Below are 20775 nucleotides of genomic sequence, written 5' to 3'. Positions count from 1 at the left end.
CCTCGGCCAGCCAGATGATCGGGCCTGCCCCCCTTGAACCCCTTAGATGCCGCGATTAATCTTAAGCCAAGGTTTCGCGGGTATGGTCCGGCGAACGGCAATATCAGGCAGGCTTTATGAACGATCCACACGATACATATATGAACACGCTGGTCCCTATGGTGGTTGAACAGACCAGCCGGGGCGAACGTGCGTACGACATCTTCTCGCGTCTGCTGAAAGAGCGGATCATTTTCCTGAACGGGCCTGTCCATGACGGTATGTCCTCGCTCATCGTTGCGCAGCTTTTGCACCTCGAGGCAGAGAATCCCTCCAAGGAAATCTCTATGTATATCAATAGCCCAGGCGGTGTTGTGACCTCGGGTCTGTCGATCTACGACACGATGCAGTATATCAAACCGAAGGTATCGACGCTGGTCATCGGGCAAGCGGCATCCATGGGGTCGCTGTTGTTGCAAGCGGGTGAAAAGGGCATGCGATTCTCGTTGCCCAACAGCCGCGTCATGGTCCACCAGCCATCCGGCGGGTATCAGGGTCAGGCGACGGACATCATGATTCACGCGCAGGAAACGCAAAAGTTGAAAACGCGCCTGAACGAGATTTATGTCAAACACACCGGCCAGCCGTTGGAAAAAGTCGAAGCCGCACTGGAGCGGGACAACTTCATGTCCCCCGAGGAAGCCAAAGACTGGGGCCTGATTGACGAGATCGTCGAAAATCGTGGCAAGATGGATGATCCTGACGCGCCAAAAGCTGACGACAAAAAAGGCAAGTAAATAAGGCGTGCGTGGCCCGTTATTTTACGATTGTGGACCACGCACCGCTGGCCTAAGCTGGCACCGAGCAAAAAAATATAGATGGCTGCCGTATGGCGGGCACGATCAAACGACAGACCTGAAAGGGTTGAAATGGCTAATACTTCGAGCGGCGACAGCAAAAACACACTTTATTGCAGCTTTTGTGGCAAAAGTCAGCATGAGGTGCGCAAGCTGATTGCAGGTCCGACTGTCTTCATTTGTGACGAATGTGTCGAACTTTGCATGGATATCATCCGCGAGGAAACCAAAGCCTCGGGGCTGAAGGCCACCGATGGCGTGCCGACGCCCAAGGACATTTGTGATGTTCTGGACGATTACGTGATCGGGCAGGCAATGGCCAAGCGGGTTTTGTCAGTTGCCGTGCACAACCACTATAAACGTCTGAACCACGCCCAAAAGGGCGGCGACATTGAGCTGGCGAAATCCAACATTCTGCTGATCGGCCCGACCGGTTGTGGTAAAACGCTACTGGCGCAAACGCTTGCACGTATTCTGGATGTGCCGTTCACTATGGCAGATGCGACGACACTGACCGAAGCGGGCTATGTCGGCGAAGATGTGGAAAACATCATCCTCAAGCTGTTGCAGTCGTCGGAATATAACGTTGAACGCGCACAGCGCGGGATCGTCTACATTGACGAAGTCGACAAAATTACGCGCAAGTCCGAAAACCCAAGCATCACCCGTGATGTGAGCGGCGAGGGTGTGCAGCAGGCCTTGCTTAAGCTGATGGAAGGTACCGTCGCCTCTGTGCCGCCGCAAGGTGGGCGCAAGCATCCGCAACAGGAATTCCTGCAAGTGGATACTACGAACATCCTGTTCATCTGTGGTGGTGCTTTTGCCGGCCTGGACCGGATCATCGCAGCGCGCGGTAAAGGGTCCGCCATGGGCTTTGGCGCTGATGTGCGCGACAAGGATGCCCGTGGTATCGGCGAGATATTCACCGACCTCGAGCCCGAAGATTTGCTGAAATTCGGCTTGATTCCGGAATTCGTTGGCCGTTTGCCGGTTCTGGCAACGCTTGAGGATCTGGACGAGGATGCGCTGGTCACAATTCTGACCGAACCGAAAAACGCATTGGTTAAACAGTACCAGCGTCTGTTCGAAATCGAGGATACGCAGCTGACCTTTACCGATGATGCGCTTTCGGCAATTGCGAAACGCGCCATCCAGCGCAAAACCGGTGCACGTGGCCTGCGTTCAATCCTCGAAGACATCTTGTTGAACACGATGTTCGATCTGCCCGGCATGGACAGCGTGACCGAAGTGGTCGTTAACGAAGAAGCCGTGAACTCTGATGCGGCACCGCTGATGATCCACGCCGATGCCGAGAAAGAGCCCGCAACCGCAGGCTAAGATCAACGGCATATTATCCGATCAAGGCGCGCCAGAGATGGCGCGCCTTTTTCACGTCCAGCCGCAGTTCCAGTTTTGCCGCTTGACCTCTGGCGGGCCAAGCGCTTTGACAGAGGCGTAGGCATGACAGACAAGAGGCGCATCATGACAAGACGTATTTTTTCGGGCGGTGAATTTGAGGCCAAGATCGGCTATTGCCGCGCCGTTGTGGCGGGGGGCTTTGTTCATGTGGCGGGCACCGTGGGGCAGGGCGATACCGTGACCGACCAATGCCGCGCCGCCCTTGCGACCATCGAGGGGGCCCTGCGCGAGGCAGGCTGCACCATGGCCGATGTGGTCCGCGTCAATTACTACCTGCCTGATCGCGCCGAGTTTGAACCCTCCTGGCCGATCCTGTCAGAGGTTTTTGGCGATGCGCCACCATCGGCAACCATGATCGAATGTGGGCTGATCGATGACAAATACCGCATCGAAATCGAAGTCACCGCCTGCCTACCAGGCTGAAAACCGCGGCTATGCGCCCCGAAGCCCGCTAGACCTTTGCGCGGCCTTGGTGCATATATCCATCAAAGCTTCAGGAGACCACTATGGGCATTCTCAACTCTCTTTTGCGCGGCGTGACGTGGTGGAACGGCCAGACGCTGAACACACAGCTGTTCACGTGGCGCAAGGGCATCAAGGTCGGCGAAGACGCCGAGGGCAATATGTACTACCGCAACGCGGACAGCAGCAAACGCTGGGTCATCTTTAACGGCGAGATCGAAGCGACCCGCGTGAATGCGGACTGGCACGGTTGGCTGCATCATTCGTGGGATGAAACCCCGCAAGATCGCCCGCTGGTACATAAAACGTGGGAAAAGCCCCACCAAGAGAACCTGACCGGCACCGCGCTGGCCTATGCGCCTGCGGGATCGATACGCCGTGAAAAGCCCGCCGACCGCGGTGACTACGAGGCATGGCAGCCCGAATAAAAGCCCCCCGTGCGCCCTATCGTGGGCGCACGAAGCTACGGGCATCCGGCCAATGCGTGGCTTTGAAAGATGCCGTTTTGACGTTCAAGGAACCCCTGTGATGCGCAAGATTTTTATGATCCTCGCCGTGATGGCCGCGCCCGTGCAGGCACAGCAAGTCGCCAGCGCTGAAGGCGGCGTCTTGCGGGCGCTGGACAAGGTATCGGGCCTGTCGCGTGACGTAGAGATGCAGCGCGGAGAGACGTCGCGCGTGGGTAGCCTGAATGTGACCCTGAACGAATGCCGCTATCCTGAGGGCAACCCTGCGGGCGACGCCTATGCCGAGCTTGATATCGTCGAGACTGGCGAGGAGAACCGGCTTTTTGCCGGCTGGATGATCGCCTCTGCGCCTGCGCTTTCAGCGCTGGAACATCCCCGCTATGATATCTGGGTCATCCGCTGCTCCACATCCTGAGGCGTGGCAGCATGGGGCGCAGTAAAGTCCGCGTTTTTCATCAAGGCCATTTCTAGCCGAGCGTGATAGGCGGCGCGGGTGATCTCCTGCGCACCAAGAGACGCCAGGTGCGGTGTCAGGAACTGCGTGTCGAACAGGGTAAACCCGCCGCGGTTCAGCCGGTCCACCAGACAGGCCAGCGCGATCTTTGATGCGTTGTCCCGCCGCGAAAACATGCTTTCGCCAAAAAACGCGCGCCCCAGCGTGACGCCGTAGACGCCACCCACTAAAACATCGCCTTCCCAGACCTCAAGCGCATGGGCGTGACCTTGGGCATGTAGCTTAGCGTACAGCGCAAAAATCTCGGCGTTGATCCATGTATCGGCGCGGTCGGCGCAGCCGGATACGACGTCTTTAAATGCGGTGTCGATGTTGATGGTAAAGCGTGTCCGCCGCATCGCGCGCGCAAGGGACCGCGAGATGTGGAACCCGTCCAGCGGGAAGATGCCCCGCCGCCGCGGGTCGACCCAGAAGATTTCCGGGTCGTCGCGGTGTTCGGCCATGGGAAAGATCCCCATGGAATAGCCGTGCAATAACAGCTCTGGCGTCAGGTCAGGCATTGCCCAAATTTGTTTCAAGCCAATGCTCTAGCCAGTGGATGTTATAGTCCCCTGTCAGCACGTCCTGTTCGGCAAGCAGCGCGTGAAACAGCGGGATCGTCGTGTCGACCCCGTCCACGATCAGCTCTCCCAAGGCACGGCGCAGACGCGCCAGCGCTTCGGGACGGTCGCGCCCGTGAACGATCAGCTTGCCGATCAGGCTGTCGTAGTAGGGCGGGATTTTATAGCCGTCATACAGCGCACTATCCATCCGCACACCAAGCCCGCCTGGGGCATGATACTGCGTGATCTTGCCCGGGCAGGGCGAGAAGTTCGGCAGTTTTTCAGCGTTGATCCGGACCTCGATGCCGTGGCCGTTGATCTTCAGGTCTTCTTGGGTAAAGGACAAATCCATACCGGCAGCGACGCGAATTTGTTCGCGCACCAGATCGACCCCAAAGATGGCTTCGGTGACGGGGTGTTCGACCTGCAAACGCGTGTTCATTTCGATGAAATAGAACTCGCCGTTTTCATACAGGAATTCGACCGTGCCCGCGCCGATGTAGTTGATGTTGGCCATCGCATCCGCGCAGACTTTACCGATACGCGCCCGTTCTTCGGCGGTGATCGACGGGCCGGGGGCTTCTTCGAAGACCTTCTGGTGGCGGCGTTGCAGCGAACAGTCGCGTTCGCCCAGATGGACAGCGCGACCTTTGCCATCGCCGAACACCTGAATTTCGATGTGGCGCGGCGTGGTGAGGTATTTCTCGATATAGACTTCGTCGTTGCCGAAGTTCGATTTCCCTTCGGCACGGGCTGTCATGAAGGCACGTTCCATTTCAGCGGCGGATTGCGCCACTTTCATGCCCTTGCCCCCACCCCCGGCGGTTGCCTTGATGATTACCGGATAGCCGATTTCCTCGCCGATACGCTTTGCGTCGGCCAGTGTGGGCACACCACCGTCAGAGCCGGGAACGCAGGGCACGCCAAGCTCTTTCATGGTGTCTTTGGCGGTGATCTTGTCGCCCATAATGCGGATGTGTTCCGCTGTGGGGCCGATAAAGGTCAGATCGTGGTCTTCGACGATCTGCACAAAGCCCGCGTTTTCGGACAAGAAACCGTATCCGGGGTGGATCGCTTCGGCACCGGTGATTTCGCAGGCGGCGATGATCGACGGAATCGACAGATAGGATTGCTGCGAGGAGGGCGGGCCGATGCAGACAGATTCGTCTGCCATGCGCACATGCATCGCATCGCTGTCTGCCGTCGAATGGACCGCGACAGACCCGATGCCCATCTCGCGGGCCGCACGGATCACGCGCAACGCGATCTCGCCGCGGTTTGCGACTAGGATTTTTTTGAACATAGGTTTCGCCTTATTCCAGGATCACCAAGGGCGCGCCAAATTCAACGGCGGCGCCATCATCGACCAAAATCCGCTTTACCGTGCCGGAACGTGGCGCTGGAATGTGGTTCATTGTTTTCATCGCTTCAACGATCAGCAGCGTGTCGCCTTCGGCAACGGAGGTCCCGACCGAGATAAACGAAGGCGCGCCAGGTTCGGCTTGCATATATACCGTCCCCACCATCGGAGAGACGACAGCACCGGGGTGATCCGCGGGATCGCTGGCTTCTGCTGCAGGGGCTGCGGCTGCCGGGGCGGCGGGCGCGGGCGCTGCATAGTGCGCAGGGGCCGATTGCGCCTGATGCGGTGCTACGATCTGTTGCGGTGGTTTGCGGCTGACGCGCACATTCAGGCTGTCATCCTCGGCGTAATCCCGCTTGACCTGCAATTCGGTCAGATCGTTTTCGTTCAGCAACTCGGCGAGCGCTTGGATAAAAGCCACATCGGCGTCATGGGTGTTTTTTGTCATATTTTCCTCAGCCAGTCAAAGTCGATAGGGCGCTGCCTGTGCCCTTGAATTGCTGCCTTATAGGGCATGGGCGCAGTCATGAAAAGCAAGCAGTTGCCTAACGTCACCTATGCCGCGAGAGGCGGCGGATCGGGGCAGGGGGGATATGCAATGGGGCAAGGGGACGCGGACGCGGAAAAATGCCGGTTTGAAACGCATGTTTCGCCAGAAATTACCGCGTCCACATAATGTTAGGGTCAGATTGCCAGATATTCGGCCCGCAGTTCGGCATTGTTTAACACCTCTTCGGCAGTGCCGTCAAAGACCACGCCGCCGGTATCAAGGATCACCGCACGATCCGCGAGCTTGAGCGCACGCACCGCGTTTTGTTCAACCAAAATGGTGGTAATGCCTTGGGATTTGATCAGTGATAGGGTCTTTTCGATCTCGTCCACGATCACGGGGGCAAGCCCCTCATAGGGTTCATCCAGCAATAGCACCTTGATGTCACGGGCCAGCGCGCGGGCAATCGCCAGCATCTGTTGTTCGCCGCCCGACAGGGTCACGCCCTCTTGTTTGCGGCGCTCTTTCAGACGGGGAAACAGGTCATAGATGCGGTCAAGCGACCAGCCGATGGGTGGGGCGATCTGCGCCAGTTGCAGGTTTTCCTCGACCGTGAGACCCGCGATGATACGGCGGTCTTCGGGGACCAGCGCCAGACCGTTGGCGGCGGCCTCGTGGCTTGCCATCTTGTGCAGCGGCTGGTGGTCGAGCCAGACCTCGCCCTTGCGCAATTCGGGGTCGCCAATCTGGGCGATGGCCCGCAGGGTCGATGTTTTACCCGCGCCGTTTCGGCCCAAAAGCGCCAGAATTTCGCCCTCATGGACGTTAAAGCTGACGCCCTGCACGATATAGCTTTCGCCGTAATAGGCGTGGATGTCCCAGACCGAAAGATAGGCGGGGGCAGTAGCGGCGTGGTTGGCGCTGTTCGAGAAATCGGGTTTCGTGTTCATAGTCTTGTCCTTGCAAAGCCTCTGGTGCGGGGTGACGCGCGAAGGGCGGAGCCCCCGCGCGTCAGGCGGCGTCCTGGGATTCGCCCAAATACGCCTCGCGCACCTTGGGGTGGCCTTTGATGTTGTCAGGGGTGTCTTCGACCAGCGGGGTGCCTTGCGCCAACACGGTGATCCGTTCCGCCAGCGAGAACACCACATGCATGTCGTGTTCGATGATGGCGATGGTAATGTCGCGTTCGTCCTTGATCTGTTTCAGCAGGTCGATGGTATTGTTGGTATCGGCCCGCGCCATGCCTGCTGTGGGTTCATCCAGCAGCAGCAGGCGCGGATCTTGCGACAGGCACATCGCGATTTCCAACCGACGTTTGTCCCCGCGTGACATAGAGGCCGCGTGCATATGGCGCTTGTCGGCGAGCTTCATCTCGACCAGCATCTCCTCGGCTTTTTCGATCACGTCGCGCTGGCTCGACATGGCGGTAAGCGCATTCATCTGGAACGCCCCGTCACGTTTGGCAAAACAGGGGATCATCATGTTTTCCTGCACACTGAGATCGCCAAAGATCTCGGGCGTTTGAAATACGCGCGAAATCCCCATCTGGTTGATCTCGTAGGGTTTGCGCCCCAGCACCGACTGCCCGTCGAACATAACCGATCCGGTATCGGGGATCAGCTTGCCCACCAGACAGTTCAGCAGCGTGGATTTGCCCGCCCCGTTCGGCCCGATGATCGCATGAACCGAGTTTTCCGCAACGCTGAGGTTCACGTCGCTCAGCGCTTGCAACCCGCCGAAACGTTTGCCGACATTTTTGACTTCGAGAATGGCCATCTGTTCAGCTCCTTCTTATTCGGCTGGGGGTGTGTTGCGTTGTGCGGCGGCGTCTGCTTCGACCGATCCGGCATTCCGGTCCTTGCGGCGGAACACGCGACCGATGCGTTGACCGCCTTCGACCAGACCACCGGGCAAGAAGATCACGACCAGCATGAACAGCAGACCCAGCGTCAGGTGCCAGCCCTTGCCGACAAAGGGGTGGATCACCGCGATCAGCATGTCTTCCAGCCCATCGGGCATGAAAGAAAACCAGCCGTGCAGGACGTTATCGTTGATCTTGGAAAAGATGTTTTCAAAATACTTGATAAAGCCCGCGCCCAGTACCGGCCCCAGAAGGGTGCCCGCACCGCCAAGGATGGTCATCAGAACAACCTCGCCCGAGGCGGTCCACTGCATCCGTTCGGCCCCAGCAAGCGGGTCCATTGCCGCCAGCAGGCCACCGGCCAGACCGGCATACATGCCAGAGATAACAAAGGCCGCCAGCGTGTAGGGTTTGGTGTTCAGGCCGGTGTAGTTCATCCGTTGCTGGTTCGATTTCACGGCCCGCAGCATCATCCCGAAGGGCGACCGGAAGACGCGGATCGAGATATAGAACGCCAGCAGCATGATCACTGCACAAAGGTAGTAGCCGACCGAGAAGGTGAAGGACCAAGCCCCGAAATCCAACGTCGTCGCGGCATTCATCTGCGCCCCGAAAAGGTTGGGGTAGCTGGGCGCGTTCGCACCGTCCAGAATACGCGGATCGCTGAGCGAGATTTGCAGCCCGGTTTCGCCATTGGTGATCGGCGTCAGCACCGAATAGGCAAGGTTGAACGACATCTGCGCAAAGGCGAGCGTGAGGATCGAAAAGTAGATCCCCGACCGGCGCAGCGAGACAAAGCCGATCACGACAGAGAAGAGCCCCGCCACGATCACCGACAAAAGGATCGCGGGGATCACGTTCATCGACAAGAGCTTCATCATCCACACGGCAGAGTAGGAACCGACCCCCAGAAAGGCCGCGTGACCAAAGGAGAGGTATCCGGTCAGCCCGAACAGAATGTTGAACCCGATGGCAAAGATGCCAAAGATCACAAAGCGTTGCATCAAGTCAGGGTAGCCGGCGTTGAACTGCGCCAGCCCTGATCCGGCGGGGAAGGGGTTCAGGATGATAGGGGCTGCCATGGTCAGGAATGCCACCACCAACAGAAGGAGAAAGTCTTTTTTAGTGAGTGATTGCATGGGTTATTCCTCCATCACGCCTTTGCGGCCCATTAGGCCACGGGGGCGTGTCAGCAAGATAAGGATCGCGACAACGTAAATGATGATCTGGTCAATGCCGGGCAGGATGTTCTTGACCTCGTTCATGGAGGCAAAGCTTTCCAGGACACCCAGCAAGAACCCCGCCAGAACGGCCCCGGGTAAAGACCCCATGCCGCCGACAACGACGACCACAAAGCTCAGCACCAGAAAATCCATACCCATATGGTAGTTGGGCGAATTGATTGGCGCGTACATAACACCGGCCAGACCGGCGACAGCGGCGGCGATGCCGAACATGATGGTGAAACGTTTGTCGATGTTGATGCCCAGCAGACCTACGGTCTCGCGGTCAGCCATGCCGGCGCGCACGACCATCCCGAAGGTGGTGAACTGCAAGAAGGCAAACACACCGCCGATGATCAGCGCCGAGAAAGCGAAATAGATCAGGCGCCAGTAGGGGTAGATGATCGCATTAGGATCAAAGCCCAGCATCACGCCAAAGTCGAACGACCCGCGAAACGCCTCTGGGGCGGAGGTGGGGATCGGGTTCGCACCGTAGAAATACTTGATCACCTCTTGCAGCACGATCGCCAGACCGAAAGTCACAAGGATCTGGTCCGCGTGGGGGCGTTTGTAGAAGTGTTTGATGAGCCCGCGCTCCATCACAAAGCCGACGGCCAGCATGATCGGCACGGCAAAGAGGATCGATAGGGGAACGGACCAATCCAGCATCCAGGCACCGGCGGTCTCTCCGAACCAGTCCTTGATATAAAGGATGTCATCGTACTTTGGTTTGCCCAGAAAATCGACGCCGGAGGGTTCCGATGCCTTGTGGCTGAGCGTGAAAATCTTGCTTAGCGTGACGGCGCAGAAGGCACCGATCATGAACAGCGCCCCATGAGCAAAGTTCACGACACCCAGCGTGCCGAAAATCAACGTCAGACCAAGCGCGATGAGCGCGTAGGCTGAACCTTTGTCCAACCCGTTAAGAAGTTGCAAAAGAATGGCGTCCATCGCGGTGCCCTCGAATTTTTAAGAAGTGAAAAACGGAAAAATTCCGCCGGCAAGGTAAGGCAGGGGAAGCCCCCCGCCTTATACTTGGATTTAAGCGCCGGGGTTACAGTCACCCAGCTCACCGCCCGCAAACATCGGGTGGTCAGGTGCATAGGTGACCTGATCGGCTGGGGTGACTTCGACGATTTCCACGAGATCGAATTCATTCTCGGGGTTCTCTTTGCCGCGCACGACCACAACGTCCTTAAAGCACTGGTGGTCATCGGCGCGGTACAGCGTTGGACCGTTGCCCAGACCGTCGAATTCGAAACCGGCAAGGGCTTCGCCGACGGCGCAGGGGTTGAACGAACCGGCACGGGCCACAGCATCCGCATAAAGCAGCGTTTGCGCATAGCATGTCTGAGCCGCCTGGCTGGGGGGGAAGCCGTATTTTTCGCCGAAGGACTGAACGAAAGCGTTGGTGCCTTTGTAGCGGTCGCCCATCTGGTTCTCGAGCTTCCAGTCCCAGTTCTGCGAGCCGACGATACCGGTGATGTTCTCACCCGCACCACGGGCCATCAGCTCGGAATATAGCGGCACGACGATCTCGAAGTTCTTGCCGTTCACCTGCTTTTCACGCAGGCCGAACTGCACGGCGTTGGTCAGCGAGTTGACCATGTTTCCGCCGTAGTGGTTCAGCACCAGAACATCCGCACCGGAGTTCAGGACAGGCGCGATATAGGACGAGAAGTCGGTCGCGGCGAGCGGCGTGCGCACGTCGTTGATGGTTTCCCAGCCCATGGCTTCGGTCGCGGCCTGAATGGATTCCTGCTGCGTCCAGCCCCATGTGTAGTCGGCTGTCAGGCTATAGACCTTGCGATCATCGCCATAGAGGTTTTTCAGCACCGGAGCGAGCGCCGCAGCGGACATGTAAGCGTTAAAGAAGTGGCGGAAGCCGTTGGCTTTTTTATCTTTACCCGTGGTGTCGTTGGAGTGGGTCAGACCCGCCATAAAGATCACGCCGGCCTCTTGGCACAGGCCTTGAACAGCAACAGCTACGCCCGAGCTTGAGCCGCCCGAGATCATGATCGCGCCGTCTTTCTGGATCATCGACTGCGCCGATGCGCGGGCCGCGTCCGATTTCGTCTGCGTGTCGCCGGTGACGAACTGGACCTTCTTGCCCATGATCCCGTTACCTTCTAGCGCCTTGGAGCTGAAGGTGTTCAGCATGCCGCCGTCGCCCTGACCGTTCAGGTGTTCGACCGCCAGCTCGAACGCGCGCAGTTCGTCTGCGCCCTCGTCCGCGTAGGGGCCCGATTGTGGCACGTTAAAGCCCAGCGTCACCGTGTCGCCCGTTGGCGCGTTCGTGAAACCGGAATGCGCGGCAGCGCTTAGATACGTCGGCAAGGCCAGACCAGCACCGGCAGCAGCGCCGGTTTTGATCACGCCGCGACGCGTCAAGTTAGAAAATGTCATGTATTTCCTCCCAAATGTTGAAACCACGGCCCGATTATTTTTCCGGGTCCATGATGCACAGAGGTGCAAATATGATATGAGGGGAAAACTGAAAATCGATCAACAAGCCCCTTGATAAAAACAACTATTCTGTAAATATATTCGCAGAGGCCTAGGGGGATTTGTAAATTTAATGATATTGCAGCGCAGAAAGCCGTTGATAATGCGGCATAATCCCGGCGGCTGTGTCGCATGACCCGCGATGCGTTGACCGGCAGTCGCATCCGCGAGCGGCGGGTGATGGCAGGGCAAAAGCAGGCTGATCTGGCCAAGCGGATCGGCATTTCGGCCAGCTATCTGAACTTGATCGAACACAACCGGCGCAGAATCGGCGGGAAACTGCTGCTGAACATCGCAGGCGCCCTTGGGGTGGAGCCGACAGCGCTGACCGAAGGAGCCGAAGCCGCCTTGATTGCTACCCTGCGCGAGGCCGCGGATGATGCGCGGCTGAGCGGGCCAGAGGTGAACCGCGCTGATGAATTCGCAGGACGTTTTCCCGGTTGGGCCGATGTGTTGGCCAGCGCGCAACGCCGGATCGCCACGCTTGAACGCACCGTCGAGACGCTGACTGACCGTTTGGCCCATGACCCGCATCTGGCGGCCTCTATGCACGAACTGCTGACCGCCGCGGCGGCGATCCGGTCAACCGCGTCGATCCTTGCCGATACAAAAACGCTTGAACCCGAATGGCGCGACCGGTTTCACATCAACATCGATCAGGACAGCCGCCGCCTTGCGGATAGCGCACAGGCGCTTGTGGGCTATCTTGAGGCCGACCCCGAAATCACCCCCGCCGCCAACTCTCCGCAAGAGGAGGTCGAAGCGTTTCTGGCCGCGCACCGCTATCGTTTTGCAACGCTAGAGGTCACAGATGGGGATGCAGGAGCCATTGAGACGCTAATCCAGACTGCTCCCGACCTGCAAAGCGTTGCTGCACGGCATATCGCACGAGACGTTTTGCAGCAGATCGCCATCGATGCAGAGGCGCTGCCGATTGCCGGGCTGACGCAAGCGCTCGATGAGCTAGGGCCGGACCCCGTTGCACTTGCCGCGCTGCTGCGGCAGCCCGTGGCGCGTGTTTTGCGCCGTATGGCGACGGTGCCGGAACTGGGCGCGGGGCTGGTCGTTTGCGACCGGTCAGGCACGTTGATCTTCCGCAAATCCATCGACGGGTTTGTCGTGCCCCGCTTTGGCGCCTGCTGCCCGCTTTGGCCGTTGTTCAGCGTCTTGGGCAGCCCCGGCATGGTGCAAAAACAACGGGTGACGCAGCTGGGGCGGGGGTATTCCTCGTTTGATTGTTATGCGACCTGTGAACCCCAGAATGCGCGCGATTACAACGCGATGCCCTTGCTGCAGTCGGTCATGTTAATCCTACCCGCCAGCCCCGAAACCGTAGCTGTGCACGATGTCGGTGCCACGTGCCGGGTGTGTCCGCGCACCGAATGTCCGGCACGCCGCGAGCCGTCAATCTTGAATGATGGCGTATAAGGGCGGGCAACAGGCTTTTGACAGGGCAGGGTTTTCCGTGCATCCTGCCTCTCGGCCTACCAAGATCGCGTCCTAAGGCGGCCAGGGCCACAGGGAGGGATTTTGCCAATGGGCAAACACGTCGTGCTCGTAGAAGACGAGACGAACATCGCCGAGGCGATACGATTTTTATTAGGCCGCGAAGGCTGGCGCGTCGAAACGCTGGCCAACGGGGCCACGGCTGTCGACGTCATCCGCAATGCCAACCCCGATCTGGTGATGCTGGATGTGATGCTGCCCGGTAAAAGCGGTTTTGAAATCCTTAAAGAGCTACGCGCGGACGCGGCGCTGGCCGATCTGCCTATTTTGATGCTGACCGCCCGCGGCCAGACCCGCGACCGCGAAATCGCGCTAGAGGCGGGCGTCAGCCGGTTCATGACCAAACCTTTCTCTAATGCCGATATGCTGGCGGCCGTGCGCGATCTAACAGCTGCAGGCACTGCAGAGGCATGAGTAAACTACCCGGCTCGCCGCTGTTTCTTGAACGGCGCAGCTACCGGTTTCGCCGCATGATGGACGCCGTCCGGCTGCTGCCGCTGCTGGTGCTGGGGTTCTGGATGGTACCGCTTTTGTGGCCGGTGCCAGACCCCTCTGCGGGCGATGCTGTTCCCATGTCACATGCGCTGCGCTATGTCTTTGGCGTCTGGCTGGCGGGCATCGCCTGTTGCTTTTTGTTGTGGCGGCGGACAGCGCGTCAGATCGCACAGGAAACGCAAGGCTGATGGTGTCGCTGAACCAGCTGGTTGCCGTCTGTTTGCTGTATGTGGTGGGGCTTTTTGCCGTGGCCTTTGCGGCTGAACGCGCTGCCGCCCGCGGGCGTGGGGACTGGCTGTTGCGCTCGCCGTTGGTCTATACGCTGTCGCTGTCGATCTATTGCACCGCTTGGACCTTTTATGGCGCGGTCGGCTATGCGGCGCGATCAGGGCTGGAATTCGTGACGATCTATCTTGGCCCGTCGCTGGTGATGATTGGCTGGTGGTGGATCTTGCGCCGTTTGGTACGCATCGGACGGTCTCATCGCGTGACCTCGGTCGCGGATCTTATTTCGTCACGCTACGGGAAATCGAACCTCTTGGCGATATTGGTCACGATCATGGCCGTCATTGGGGTGACGCCCTATATTGCGCTTCAACTACAGTCGGTTACCCTGTCCTTGTCGATCTTTGCCAGCGCCGAGCCTCAGGCCCCGTCCGGCGGCGGTCAGATCAATTCGGCACAGGCGGCGTTTTGGGTCGCGGTGGGGCTGGCGCTGTTCACGGTGTTGTTCGGCACCCGTAATTTGAACGCCAACGAACGCCATCACGGCGTGGTCATTGCCATCGCAGTAGAAGCGGTGGTCAAGCTGCTGGCACTGCTGGCGGTTGGTGCTTTCGTGGTCTGGGGGGTCGCAGGTGGTGTCGAACAGACACTGGCGCAGATTGACCGGTCCGCGATCGGGCAATGGCAGGTCGAAGGGGGCCGGTGGACCGCGTTGACCCTGTTGGCCGCTGCGGCTTTTATTTGCCTGCCGCGCATGTTTCAGGTCTTGGTCGTGGAGAACGGCGACGAGCGCCACTTGCAGACCGCCAGCTGGGCTTTCCCGCTGTATCTCATGCTGATGAGCCTGTTCGTCGTGCCCATTGCCGTGGTCGGGCTCGATCTGCTACCCGAAGGGTCGAACCCTGATTTGTTCGTCCTGAGCCTGCCGCTGAGTCAGGGACAGAATTCGCTCGCGATGTTCGCCTTTCTCGGTGGGTTTTCCTCTGCCACATCAATGGTGATCGTCGCGACGCTGGCGCTATCGACGATGGTGAGTAACCATATCGTGATGCCAATCTGGCTGACCTATGGACAAAACACTGTCCAGCAGTCGGGCGACGTGCGTCATGTGGTGATCCTGTCGCGGCGGCTGTCGATCCTGCTGATCATTTCGCTGGGGTATTGCTATTACCGGCTGTCGGGCGGGGGCGGTGCGCTTGCGGCGATCGGGACAATCTCTTTCGGGGGGGTGGCGCAGTTTTTGCCGGTGCTGCTAGGGGGCATCTTCTGGCGCGGTGCAACGCGGACGGGGGCGATTTGTGGGCTGACCGTCGGCTTTGCACTTTGGGTCTATACAATGCTGTTGCCAAGCTTTGGCCCAGGGGCCGCGCTGTCGGCGTCTACCTTTCAAAACGGGCTGTTCGGATTGCAGTGGCTGCGACCCGAGGCGTTGTTCGGAATCAATGGGTTAGATCAAACAGTTCATGCGGTCCTCTGGAGCCTTTCAATCAATGCCTTGGTATTTATCGCTGTATCCCTGTTCAGCTTTCCTGCCCCCGTAGAGCGGCTGCAAGGGGCGCAATTCGTGAACATCTTTGACCATTCCACGGCGGCACGCGGATGGAGCGCGTCGGTCGCGGCGAGCGAGGATCTGATGATCATGGCACAGCGCATTTTGGGCGCTGCAGAGGCGCAAGGCTTCTTTCGGGCGCAAGCGCAGTTGCAAGAAAAATACGACGGCCTACCGGAGCCGACACCGCGATTTGTGCAGGCGCTAGAACGCGAACTCGCAGCATCTGTGGGGGCCGCTACGGCGCATGCTATGGTGGCGCAACTGGTGGGTGGGGCCTCTGTCTCGGTTCAGGATCTGTTGGCTGTGGCGGACGAATCGGCGCAGATGCTGGAATATTCCAGCCAGCTGGAAATCAAATCCCGTGCGCTGACAGATACCGCTGCGAAACTGCGCAGCGCCAATGACAAGCTGACCCAACTGTCGCATCAAAAAGACAGTTTTCTAAGCCAGATCAGCCATGAATTGCGCACGCCCATGACCTCTATCCGTGCCTTTTCTGAAATTTTGCGTGACGCCGAAGGGTTGGGGCCGGAAGAAAAGACCCGCTACGCGTCGATTATTCACTCCGAAACCATCCGGCTTACGCGCTTGCTGGACGATCTGCTGGATCTGTCTGTGCTTGAAAACGGCGAGGTGTCGTTGAACCGACAACGTGGCGTTCTGCGCGATGTGCTGGATCAGGCGGTCACCACCGCGCGGGCGGCAAATACGCGTGTGATCAAGATTGATCGGGAAAGCGCGGGTGAAGATATCGTGCTGGATACCGATCTGGATCGTTTGGTGCAGGTTTTCATAAACTTGATTACAAATGCACAGAAATATTGTGTGGCTGATGACCCGCAGCTGTCGATCCGGGCGCATCAGCGGGGGCGGCGTATCATCGTTGATCTGATAGATAACGGCGCAGGAATTGACGCCGCTTCGCAAGCACTGATTTTTGAAAAGTTTAGCCGTTTACCGGGGCAAGGCGGCGAGGGGGCAGGTTTGGGGCTTGCTATCTGTCGCGAGATTATAAAGCGGCTAGAGGGAGATATATCGTATCTCACTGATGTGTCGGGCACCGGCTTCCGTGTCGAGCTGCCAATCGCGCAGACCGACGTCTAAGTCGATTTCTCATCGCATCTAAGCAGATTCGTAACCTTTGTCCGTCATCTTGAAGGGGATGAAGCAGCGGTAAAGGATGCGCGCTATGGGATGATGTAGATGAACGTGGCTGTGTGGGGGACAGCGCCAAGGCGGCGCTATCCGCTGTCGTGATGGAGCAAGAGGGGCTCTTAGGCGTAGGGGGCGCTGAGCACGTCACGCATATGGCTTAGGTCATAGCCGCCGGCACGGGCGGCTTCTATCAGCGTGTCAGCCGGTTGTTTGCCAGCCTGACCCAAAGCCCAAGCAATCGTGGATCGTGTGCCAGAGGCGCAATAGCCCAGAACGACTTCGTCCTGCGCCACGCTGATTTCGCGATTATGGGCAATCACGTCGGGGGTCATCGTTTGATGGGTCAACTCCTGATACGCGAAACGCAGTCCGGCAGCCTCTGCCGCGGCTTGAATGGCCGCATGTTGATGGCTGGGGGGAACCTCGGCGTCGGGGCGGTTGCACAAGATCAAGGTGATGCCTGCCTCTTTGATCGCGCCCATATCGGACGGGTCGATCTGAGGGGAAGCATAGAAGCGGGGGGTGATTTGACGAATATCCATAGTTTGATTTATCCAGCCGTCCGCGGTGTGTCTAGTATCCGCCGCGCTTTGGGGGCGATCATCATGCCTGCCAGCATGGCGATCAGGAAAATAATGCCGCCCAAGCCGCCGAAACCCAGCGACGCCAGCGCCGGACCCGGGCACAGCCCGACCAGTCCCCAGCCTGCACCAAACAGCACTGCGCCGATAATCAACTTGCGATCCAAGCGCGCATCGGGGCGGGCGGGAAAGTCACCACCCGTAACAGGGCGACGCGTACGGGTCATCGCCCACGCCACTGCCATAGGCAGAATGGCCCCTCCCATGACGAAGGCTAATGTCGGGTCCCAGCTGCCAAAGAAATCCAGAAACCCCTGGACCTTTTGGGTGTCTGTCATGCCAGACAGGTACAGTCCGGTGCCAAACAAAGCGCCCGCAAGCGCGGCAATCATGTTACGCATCTCAAATCCCTCCGACAAAGCTGCGCAAGACGACGACCATCAAGGCCCCCGCCGCAATATAGACCAATGTGGCGACGATGCCGCGGGGGCTCAGCCGCGAAATCCCGCAAACGCCGTGGCCGGACGTGCAGCCGTTACCAATACGGGTGCCCAGACCGACCAGCAGCCCTGCCACGCCAACCAGCCAAAGGTTTTCGGTCAGGTGGGTCGTCGCTGGGGTCGGGGCCAAGGCCGCAATTGCCGCGGGAATAAGGATCAGGGCCGCCAAAAAGCTGATGCGTTCGACCCAAGTGCTGCGGCCCGATCCGTCGACCAGCCCGCCCACGATGCCACTGGCCCCCATGATGCGGCCGTTGCCCAGCAGATACACCGCGCCCCCACATCCAATCAACAGCCCGCCAATCAGGCCCCAAATCCAATCTGCTTCAATCATACGCTATCTCGCCCTCAAAGACCGCCATAAGTGGCAGCTGTCAGAGAAACATATAGTGACTTTTGAATGTGTGGCAAGCCGCAAGCGGTGAGAATGCGGCGGGCAGAGCGCGCGATGCCGTGCAAACAAGCGTTACCCGAGGATAATACCCACGACGACCATCATCAGCCCGATCACCGACAACAGCAACGCGCCGAGGTTCAACGGCAGGACTTTTTGCAAGACGACGCGCATCTCTTCTTCGGTCAGGCCGGCGCGTTTGGCGCGGGCCACGCGCACGATACACCAGACAAGCCCTACCAGCCCAACAAAGGAGATAGCTGCCCCGGCCCAGATCAGTACGTCAAAGATAGTTAGAGATGCGTTTTCCATAGGGCGCGAGCTATCCGAATTCCGCCCAATGGGCAAGAGTGGCTTGCGGCAGGGCAGGCACGGGGGTAGTCACTGCGCTGACCCATTCAAGACATAGGACGCCCCAGATGAGCGACAGTGCTACCAATCCCGAATCCGCAGACGCCATCGGTGATGCAACGTATCGTGTCACCGCAAACGAACTTCGCCAGTTCGTAGAGCGGATCGAGCGGCTGGATGCAGAAAAGAAAGACCTGGCCGAGCAGCAAAAAGAGGTCATGGCAGAAGCCAAGTCCCGCGGCTATGACACCAAAGTTCTGCGCAAGGTTATCGCGCTGCGTAAGCGCGAGGCGGATGATATCGCCGAAGAAGAAGCCGTCCTTGAGATGTACAAAGAAGCATTGGGCATGACCTAGGCTTGATCGGAGCCTGAGGCGGTGACCCTTCGCCGCTTGAGGACCACGCGAGACGTTATTTACCACCCGTAGGCGGGGGCAGGGGGCAAATTGCCCCGTCCCACGGGACCCCCGTCGCCAAATCCGCTTGCGCCCAAGCGCAGGCCCCAATAGAAGAGCGGAAATTTTTCCGCCCGCGCCCCGCAATGCGCGGCCTTACCCTATGGAGCAAACATGCAGGTCAACGAGACGCTGAACGAAGGTCTGAAACGCGGCTATGCCATCACTGTGACAGCAGCTGAGCTGGAGGCCAAGGTCAACGAAAAGCTGGCCGAAGCGCAGCCCGAAGTCGAGATGAAGGGTTTCCGCAAAGGTAAAGTGCCAATGGCGCTGCTGAAAAAGCAGTTCGGCCAAAAGGTTATGGGCGAAGCAATGCAGGAAAGCATTGATGGCGCCATGCAGGAACACTTTGAAAAGTCCGGCGATCGCCCCGCGATGCAGCCTGACGTCAAAATGGCGAACGAAGACTGGAAAGAAGGCGACGACGTCGAGGTCACCATGACCTACGAAGCGCTGCCAGAAATCCCCGAAGTCGACCTGTCGTCCATCACGCTGGATAAAATGGTTGTCAAAGCTGACGACGCTGCCGTTGATGAAGCGCTGGCCAATCTGGCAGAGACCGCACAGGACTTTGAAGCCCGCGAAGAGGGTGCCAAGGCCGAAGATGGCGATCAGATCACATTTGATTTCCTTGGCAAGGTAGACGGCGAAGCCTTTGAAGGCGGCGCTGCAGAAGACTACCCGCTGGTTCTGGGTTCCAACTCGTTCATTCCCGGCTTCGAAGAACAGCTGGTCGGTGTTGTTGCGGGCGACGAAAAAGACGTCACCGTGTCCTTCCCCGAAGATTACCAAGCACCTCACCTCGCGGGCAAAGAAGCCGTGTTCGAGTGCAAAGTTAAAGAAGTGAAAAAGCCCGTCGCTGCCAAAATCGACGACGAGCTGGCCAAGAAATTCGGTGCAGAAGACCTCGCCGCGCTGAAATCCCAGATCGCAGAGCGTCTGGAAGCGGAATATACCGGTGCGTCGCGCGCTGTCATGAAACGCGGTCTGCTGGACGAGCTGGACAAGCTGGTCAGCTTTGACCTGCCGCCGTCGTTGGTTGAAGCCGAAGCCGGCCAGATCGCGCACCAGCTGTGGCACGAAGACAACCCCGAAGTCGAAGGCCACGATCACCCCGAGATCGAGACCACAGACGAGCACAAGAAGCTGGCCGAGCGCCGCGTGCGTCTTGGGCTGCTGCTGGCCGAGCTGGGGCAGAAAGCCGAAGTTCAGGTGACCGACGCGGAGATGACCCAAGCGATCATGAACCAGGCACGTCAGTACCCTGGTCAGGAGCGCCAGTTCTTTGAATTCGTTCAACAAAACCAGCAGATGCAGCAGCAGATGCGCGCACCGTTGTTCGAAGATAAAGTGGTCGACCACGTGTTCGAACAAGCGACATTGAACGAAAAAGAAGTGTCGAAAGAAGATCTGCAGAAAGCCGTAGAAGAGCTGGAAGACGAATAAGTCTTTCACCCTCGCCGGTGACGTAAAAAGAAAGGGCCGCCCGATTGGGTGGCCCTTTTGCTATCTGGGGGGGCGGTGCTGGGGTAATCCCCCCATTTTTAATGGGGTCCAACCGTAGAATTCAGGCGGCTGTTTTCAGTTTCATGGCGGGTGTCATGCCGCCGATACCCATGTTGGGTCGCTCGTTGTTGTAAGTCCAGAGCCATTCAGTTGCTTGGTCTTGTGCCTCCTCAATGGTTTCGAAGATGTATTGCCCGAGCCATTCGCCGCGAACGGTGCGGTTATAGCGCTCAATGTAGGCATTCTGTTGTGGCTTGCCCGGCTGGATGTATTCCAGTCGAACATTGCGTTTCTCTGCCCACTCCATCAGCTTACCACTGATATATTCTGGGCCATTATCGACGCGAATTGTCTGCGGTTGACCGCGCCATTC

At 58.6% G+C, this 20775-nt stretch carries 24 protein-coding genes; 11 read left to right on the top strand and 13 right to left on the bottom strand.

Annotated features, from left to right (window positions below; all coding sequences use genetic code 11):
- Positions 1-116 precede the first annotated feature (116 nt).
- The 5 genes from BLQ98_RS13970 to BLQ98_RS13950 all read left to right on the top strand — a co-directional run bounded on the left by BLQ98_RS13970 (position 117) and on the right by BLQ98_RS13950 (position 3599).
- Entirely contained in the window at positions 117-776 is a 660-nt protein-coding gene (locus tag BLQ98_RS13970; RefSeq protein WP_093733925.1) for an ATP-dependent Clp protease proteolytic subunit, read from the top strand.
- A 132-nt stretch (positions 777-908) separates the two neighbouring features.
- Positions 909-2174, top strand: a complete 1266-nt coding sequence (gene clpX, locus BLQ98_RS13965; protein WP_093733924.1) for an ATP-dependent Clp protease ATP-binding subunit ClpX — start codon at positions 909-911, stop codon at positions 2172-2174.
- A gap of 144 nt (positions 2175-2318) precedes the next feature.
- Positions 2319-2678 (top strand): RidA family protein, encoded by a 360-nt coding sequence (locus BLQ98_RS13960; protein WP_093733923.1) that lies wholly within the window; start codon positions 2319-2321, stop codon positions 2676-2678.
- A gap of 83 nt (positions 2679-2761) precedes the next feature.
- Positions 2762-3145, top strand: coding sequence for an NADH:ubiquinone oxidoreductase subunit NDUFA12 (locus BLQ98_RS13955; protein ID WP_093733922.1), 384 nt, complete (start codon positions 2762-2764; stop codon positions 3143-3145).
- 100 nt (positions 3146-3245) lie between these two features.
- Complete coding sequence (locus tag BLQ98_RS13950) at positions 3246-3599, top strand: DUF2155 domain-containing protein (RefSeq protein ID WP_093733921.1); 354 nt, start codon at positions 3246-3248, stop codon at positions 3597-3599.
- Here BLQ98_RS13950 and aat read toward each other — a convergent pair.
- From aat to BLQ98_RS13910, 8 genes are all read right to left on the bottom strand, one after another.
- A complete protein-coding gene (gene aat, locus BLQ98_RS13945; RefSeq protein ID WP_093733920.1) occupies positions 3563-4198 on the bottom strand; it encodes a leucyl/phenylalanyl-tRNA--protein transferase in 636 nt (211 codons plus the stop codon). The two genes, BLQ98_RS13950 and aat, sit on opposite strands and share 37 nt — an antisense overlap.
- Complete coding sequence (gene accC / locus BLQ98_RS13940; protein WP_093733919.1) at positions 4191-5543, bottom strand: acetyl-CoA carboxylase biotin carboxylase subunit; 1353 nt, start codon at positions 5541-5543, stop codon at positions 4191-4193. The genes aat and accC overlap by 8 nt, the downstream gene beginning before the upstream one ends.
- A gap of 10 nt (positions 5544-5553) precedes the next feature.
- The gene (gene accB / locus BLQ98_RS13935) at positions 5554-6051 is read right to left on the bottom strand and encodes an acetyl-CoA carboxylase biotin carboxyl carrier protein (RefSeq protein WP_093733918.1); all 498 of its coding nucleotides are present in this window, start codon (positions 6049-6051) and stop codon (positions 5554-5556) included.
- Positions 6052-6287: 236 nt separating this feature from the next.
- Positions 6288-7043, bottom strand: a complete 756-nt coding sequence (locus BLQ98_RS13930) for an ABC transporter ATP-binding protein (RefSeq protein WP_093733917.1) — start codon at positions 7041-7043, stop codon at positions 6288-6290.
- Positions 7044-7104: 61 nt separating this feature from the next.
- On the bottom strand, positions 7105-7869 hold the full coding sequence (locus BLQ98_RS13925; RefSeq protein WP_005852793.1) for an ABC transporter ATP-binding protein: 765 nt from the start codon (positions 7867-7869) through the stop codon (positions 7105-7107).
- Positions 7870-7884: 15 nt separating this feature from the next.
- Positions 7885-9093 carry a branched-chain amino acid ABC transporter permease gene (locus BLQ98_RS13920; RefSeq protein ID WP_093733916.1) on the bottom strand — a complete coding sequence of 403 codons (1209 nt, stop codon included), beginning with the start codon at positions 9091-9093 and terminating at the stop codon, positions 7885-7887.
- A gap of 3 nt (positions 9094-9096) precedes the next feature.
- Positions 9097-10128: a branched-chain amino acid ABC transporter permease gene (locus tag BLQ98_RS13915; RefSeq protein WP_093733915.1), complete on the bottom strand. Its 1032-nt coding sequence runs from the start codon at positions 10126-10128 to the stop codon at positions 9097-9099.
- A gap of 90 nt (positions 10129-10218) precedes the next feature.
- Complete coding sequence (locus BLQ98_RS13910) at positions 10219-11583, bottom strand: substrate-binding protein (protein WP_093733914.1); 1365 nt, start codon at positions 11581-11583, stop codon at positions 10219-10221.
- A gap of 231 nt (positions 11584-11814) precedes the next feature.
- Here BLQ98_RS13910 and BLQ98_RS13905 point away from each other — a divergent pair, with 231 nt between their 5' ends.
- The 4 genes from BLQ98_RS13905 to BLQ98_RS13890 all read left to right on the top strand — a co-directional run bounded on the left by BLQ98_RS13905 (position 11815) and on the right by BLQ98_RS13890 (position 16564).
- Positions 11815-13110: a helix-turn-helix domain-containing protein gene (locus BLQ98_RS13905; RefSeq protein WP_093733913.1), complete on the top strand. Its 1296-nt coding sequence runs from the start codon at positions 11815-11817 to the stop codon at positions 13108-13110.
- 108 nt (positions 13111-13218) lie between these two features.
- Positions 13219-13602: a response regulator transcription factor gene (locus tag BLQ98_RS13900; protein WP_093733912.1), complete on the top strand. Its 384-nt coding sequence runs from the start codon at positions 13219-13221 to the stop codon at positions 13600-13602.
- On the top strand, positions 13599-13871 hold the full coding sequence (locus BLQ98_RS13895; protein WP_093733911.1) for a hypothetical protein: 273 nt from the start codon (positions 13599-13601) through the stop codon (positions 13869-13871). Before BLQ98_RS13900 ends, BLQ98_RS13895 begins: the two co-directional genes overlap by 4 nt.
- The gene (locus BLQ98_RS13890) at positions 13871-16564 is read left to right on the top strand and encodes a sensor histidine kinase (protein WP_093733910.1); all 2694 of its coding nucleotides are present in this window, start codon (positions 13871-13873) and stop codon (positions 16562-16564) included. Before BLQ98_RS13895 ends, BLQ98_RS13890 begins: the two co-directional genes overlap by 1 nt.
- A 170-nt stretch (positions 16565-16734) precedes the next feature.
- Here BLQ98_RS13890 and BLQ98_RS13885 read toward each other — a convergent pair whose 3' ends face one another.
- The 4 genes from BLQ98_RS13885 to BLQ98_RS13870 form a co-directional block, all read right to left on the bottom strand.
- A complete protein-coding gene (locus BLQ98_RS13885) occupies positions 16735-17157 on the bottom strand; it encodes a protein tyrosine phosphatase family protein (RefSeq protein ID WP_093733909.1) in 423 nt (140 codons plus the stop codon).
- 8 nt (positions 17158-17165) lie between these two features.
- On the bottom strand, positions 17166-17597 hold the full coding sequence (locus BLQ98_RS13880) for a DUF6691 family protein (protein ID WP_093733908.1): 432 nt from the start codon (positions 17595-17597) through the stop codon (positions 17166-17168).
- Between the two features lies 1 nt (position 17598).
- Positions 17599-18030, bottom strand: coding sequence for a YeeE/YedE family protein (locus BLQ98_RS13875; RefSeq protein WP_093733907.1), 432 nt, complete (start codon positions 18028-18030; stop codon positions 17599-17601).
- A gap of 132 nt (positions 18031-18162) precedes the next feature.
- Entirely contained in the window at positions 18163-18402 is a 240-nt protein-coding gene (locus tag BLQ98_RS13870) for a hypothetical protein (RefSeq protein WP_093733906.1), read from the bottom strand.
- Between the two features lie 107 nt (positions 18403-18509).
- Between BLQ98_RS13870 and BLQ98_RS13865 the strand changes: the two genes are divergently transcribed.
- Together BLQ98_RS13865 and tig are read left to right on the top strand one after the other, a co-directional pair.
- Positions 18510-18797, top strand: coding sequence for a DUF2312 domain-containing protein (locus BLQ98_RS13865; protein ID WP_093733905.1), 288 nt, complete (start codon positions 18510-18512; stop codon positions 18795-18797).
- A 213-nt stretch (positions 18798-19010) separates the two neighbouring features.
- Positions 19011-20342 carry a trigger factor gene (tig, locus tag BLQ98_RS13860; RefSeq protein WP_093733904.1) on the top strand — a complete coding sequence of 444 codons (1332 nt, stop codon included), beginning with the start codon at positions 19011-19013 and terminating at the stop codon, positions 20340-20342.
- Positions 20343-20463: 121 nt separating this feature from the next.
- Here the strand turns inward: tig and BLQ98_RS13855 are convergent.
- On the bottom strand, positions 20464-20775 hold a 312-nt coding region (locus BLQ98_RS13855), incomplete at its 5' end, for an integrase core domain-containing protein (RefSeq protein ID WP_141135340.1).

This window comes from Sulfitobacter litoralis (assembly GCF_900103185.1).
GTDB lineage: Bacteria > Pseudomonadota > Alphaproteobacteria > Rhodobacterales > Rhodobacteraceae > Sulfitobacter > Sulfitobacter litoralis.
This window is presented reverse-complemented; position numbering and strand designations above follow the sequence as displayed.

Bases quoted from the DNA above. Each gene is read 5' to 3' on its own strand.
- BLQ98_RS13960 (WP_093733923.1), top strand. From the start codon at position 2,319: ATGACAAGACGTATTTTTTCGGGCGGTGAATTTGAGGCCAAGATCGGC.
- BLQ98_RS13900 (WP_093733912.1), top strand. From the start codon at position 13,219: ATGGGCAAACACGTCGTGCTCGTAGAAGACGAGACGAACATCGCCGAG.
- BLQ98_RS13915 (WP_093733915.1), bottom strand. From the start codon at position 10,128: ATGGACGCCATTCTTTTGCAACTTCTTAACGGGTTGGACAAAGGTTCA.
- BLQ98_RS13870 (WP_093733906.1), bottom strand. From the start codon at position 18,402: ATGGAAAACGCATCTCTAACTATCTTTGACGTACTGATCTGGGCCGGG.
- BLQ98_RS13910 (WP_093733914.1), bottom strand. From the start codon at position 11,583: ATGACATTTTCTAACTTGACGCGTCGCGGCGTGATCAAAACCGGCGCT.
- BLQ98_RS13865 (WP_093733905.1), top strand. From the start codon at position 18,510: ATGAGCGACAGTGCTACCAATCCCGAATCCGCAGACGCCATCGGTGAT.
- aat (WP_093733920.1), bottom strand. From the start codon at position 4,198: ATGCCTGACCTGACGCCAGAGCTGTTATTGCACGGCTATTCCATGGGG.
- BLQ98_RS13880 (WP_093733908.1), bottom strand. From the start codon at position 17,597: ATGCGTAACATGATTGCCGCGCTTGCGGGCGCTTTGTTTGGCACCGGA.
- BLQ98_RS13950 (WP_093733921.1), top strand. From the start codon at position 3,246: ATGCGCAAGATTTTTATGATCCTCGCCGTGATGGCCGCGCCCGTGCAG.
- BLQ98_RS13925 (WP_005852793.1), bottom strand. From the start codon at position 7,869: ATGGCCATTCTCGAAGTCAAAAATGTCGGCAAACGTTTCGGCGGGTTG.
- BLQ98_RS13875 (WP_093733907.1), bottom strand. From the start codon at position 18,030: ATGATTGAAGCAGATTGGATTTGGGGCCTGATTGGCGGGCTGTTGATT.
- BLQ98_RS13885 (WP_093733909.1), bottom strand. From the start codon at position 17,157: ATGGATATTCGTCAAATCACCCCCCGCTTCTATGCTTCCCCTCAGATC.
- accC (WP_093733919.1), bottom strand. From the start codon at position 5,543: ATGTTCAAAAAAATCCTAGTCGCAAACCGCGGCGAGATCGCGTTGCGC.
- BLQ98_RS13970 (WP_093733925.1), top strand. From the start codon at position 117: ATGAACGATCCACACGATACATATATGAACACGCTGGTCCCTATGGTG.
- accB (WP_093733918.1), bottom strand. From the start codon at position 6,051: ATGACAAAAAACACCCATGACGCCGATGTGGCTTTTATCCAAGCGCTC.
- BLQ98_RS13955 (WP_093733922.1), top strand. From the start codon at position 2,762: ATGGGCATTCTCAACTCTCTTTTGCGCGGCGTGACGTGGTGGAACGGC.
- BLQ98_RS13895 (WP_093733911.1), top strand. From the start codon at position 13,599: ATGAGTAAACTACCCGGCTCGCCGCTGTTTCTTGAACGGCGCAGCTAC.
- clpX (WP_093733924.1), top strand. From the start codon at position 909: ATGGCTAATACTTCGAGCGGCGACAGCAAAAACACACTTTATTGCAGC.
- BLQ98_RS13920 (WP_093733916.1), bottom strand. From the start codon at position 9,093: ATGCAATCACTCACTAAAAAAGACTTTCTCCTTCTGTTGGTGGTGGCA.
- tig (WP_093733904.1), top strand. From the start codon at position 19,011: ATGCAGGTCAACGAGACGCTGAACGAAGGTCTGAAACGCGGCTATGCC.
- BLQ98_RS13890 (WP_093733910.1), top strand. From the start codon at position 13,871: ATGGTGTCGCTGAACCAGCTGGTTGCCGTCTGTTTGCTGTATGTGGTG.
- BLQ98_RS13930 (WP_093733917.1), bottom strand. From the start codon at position 7,043: ATGAACACGAAACCCGATTTCTCGAACAGCGCCAACCACGCCGCTACT.
- BLQ98_RS13905 (WP_093733913.1), top strand. From the start codon at position 11,815: ATGACCCGCGATGCGTTGACCGGCAGTCGCATCCGCGAGCGGCGGGTG.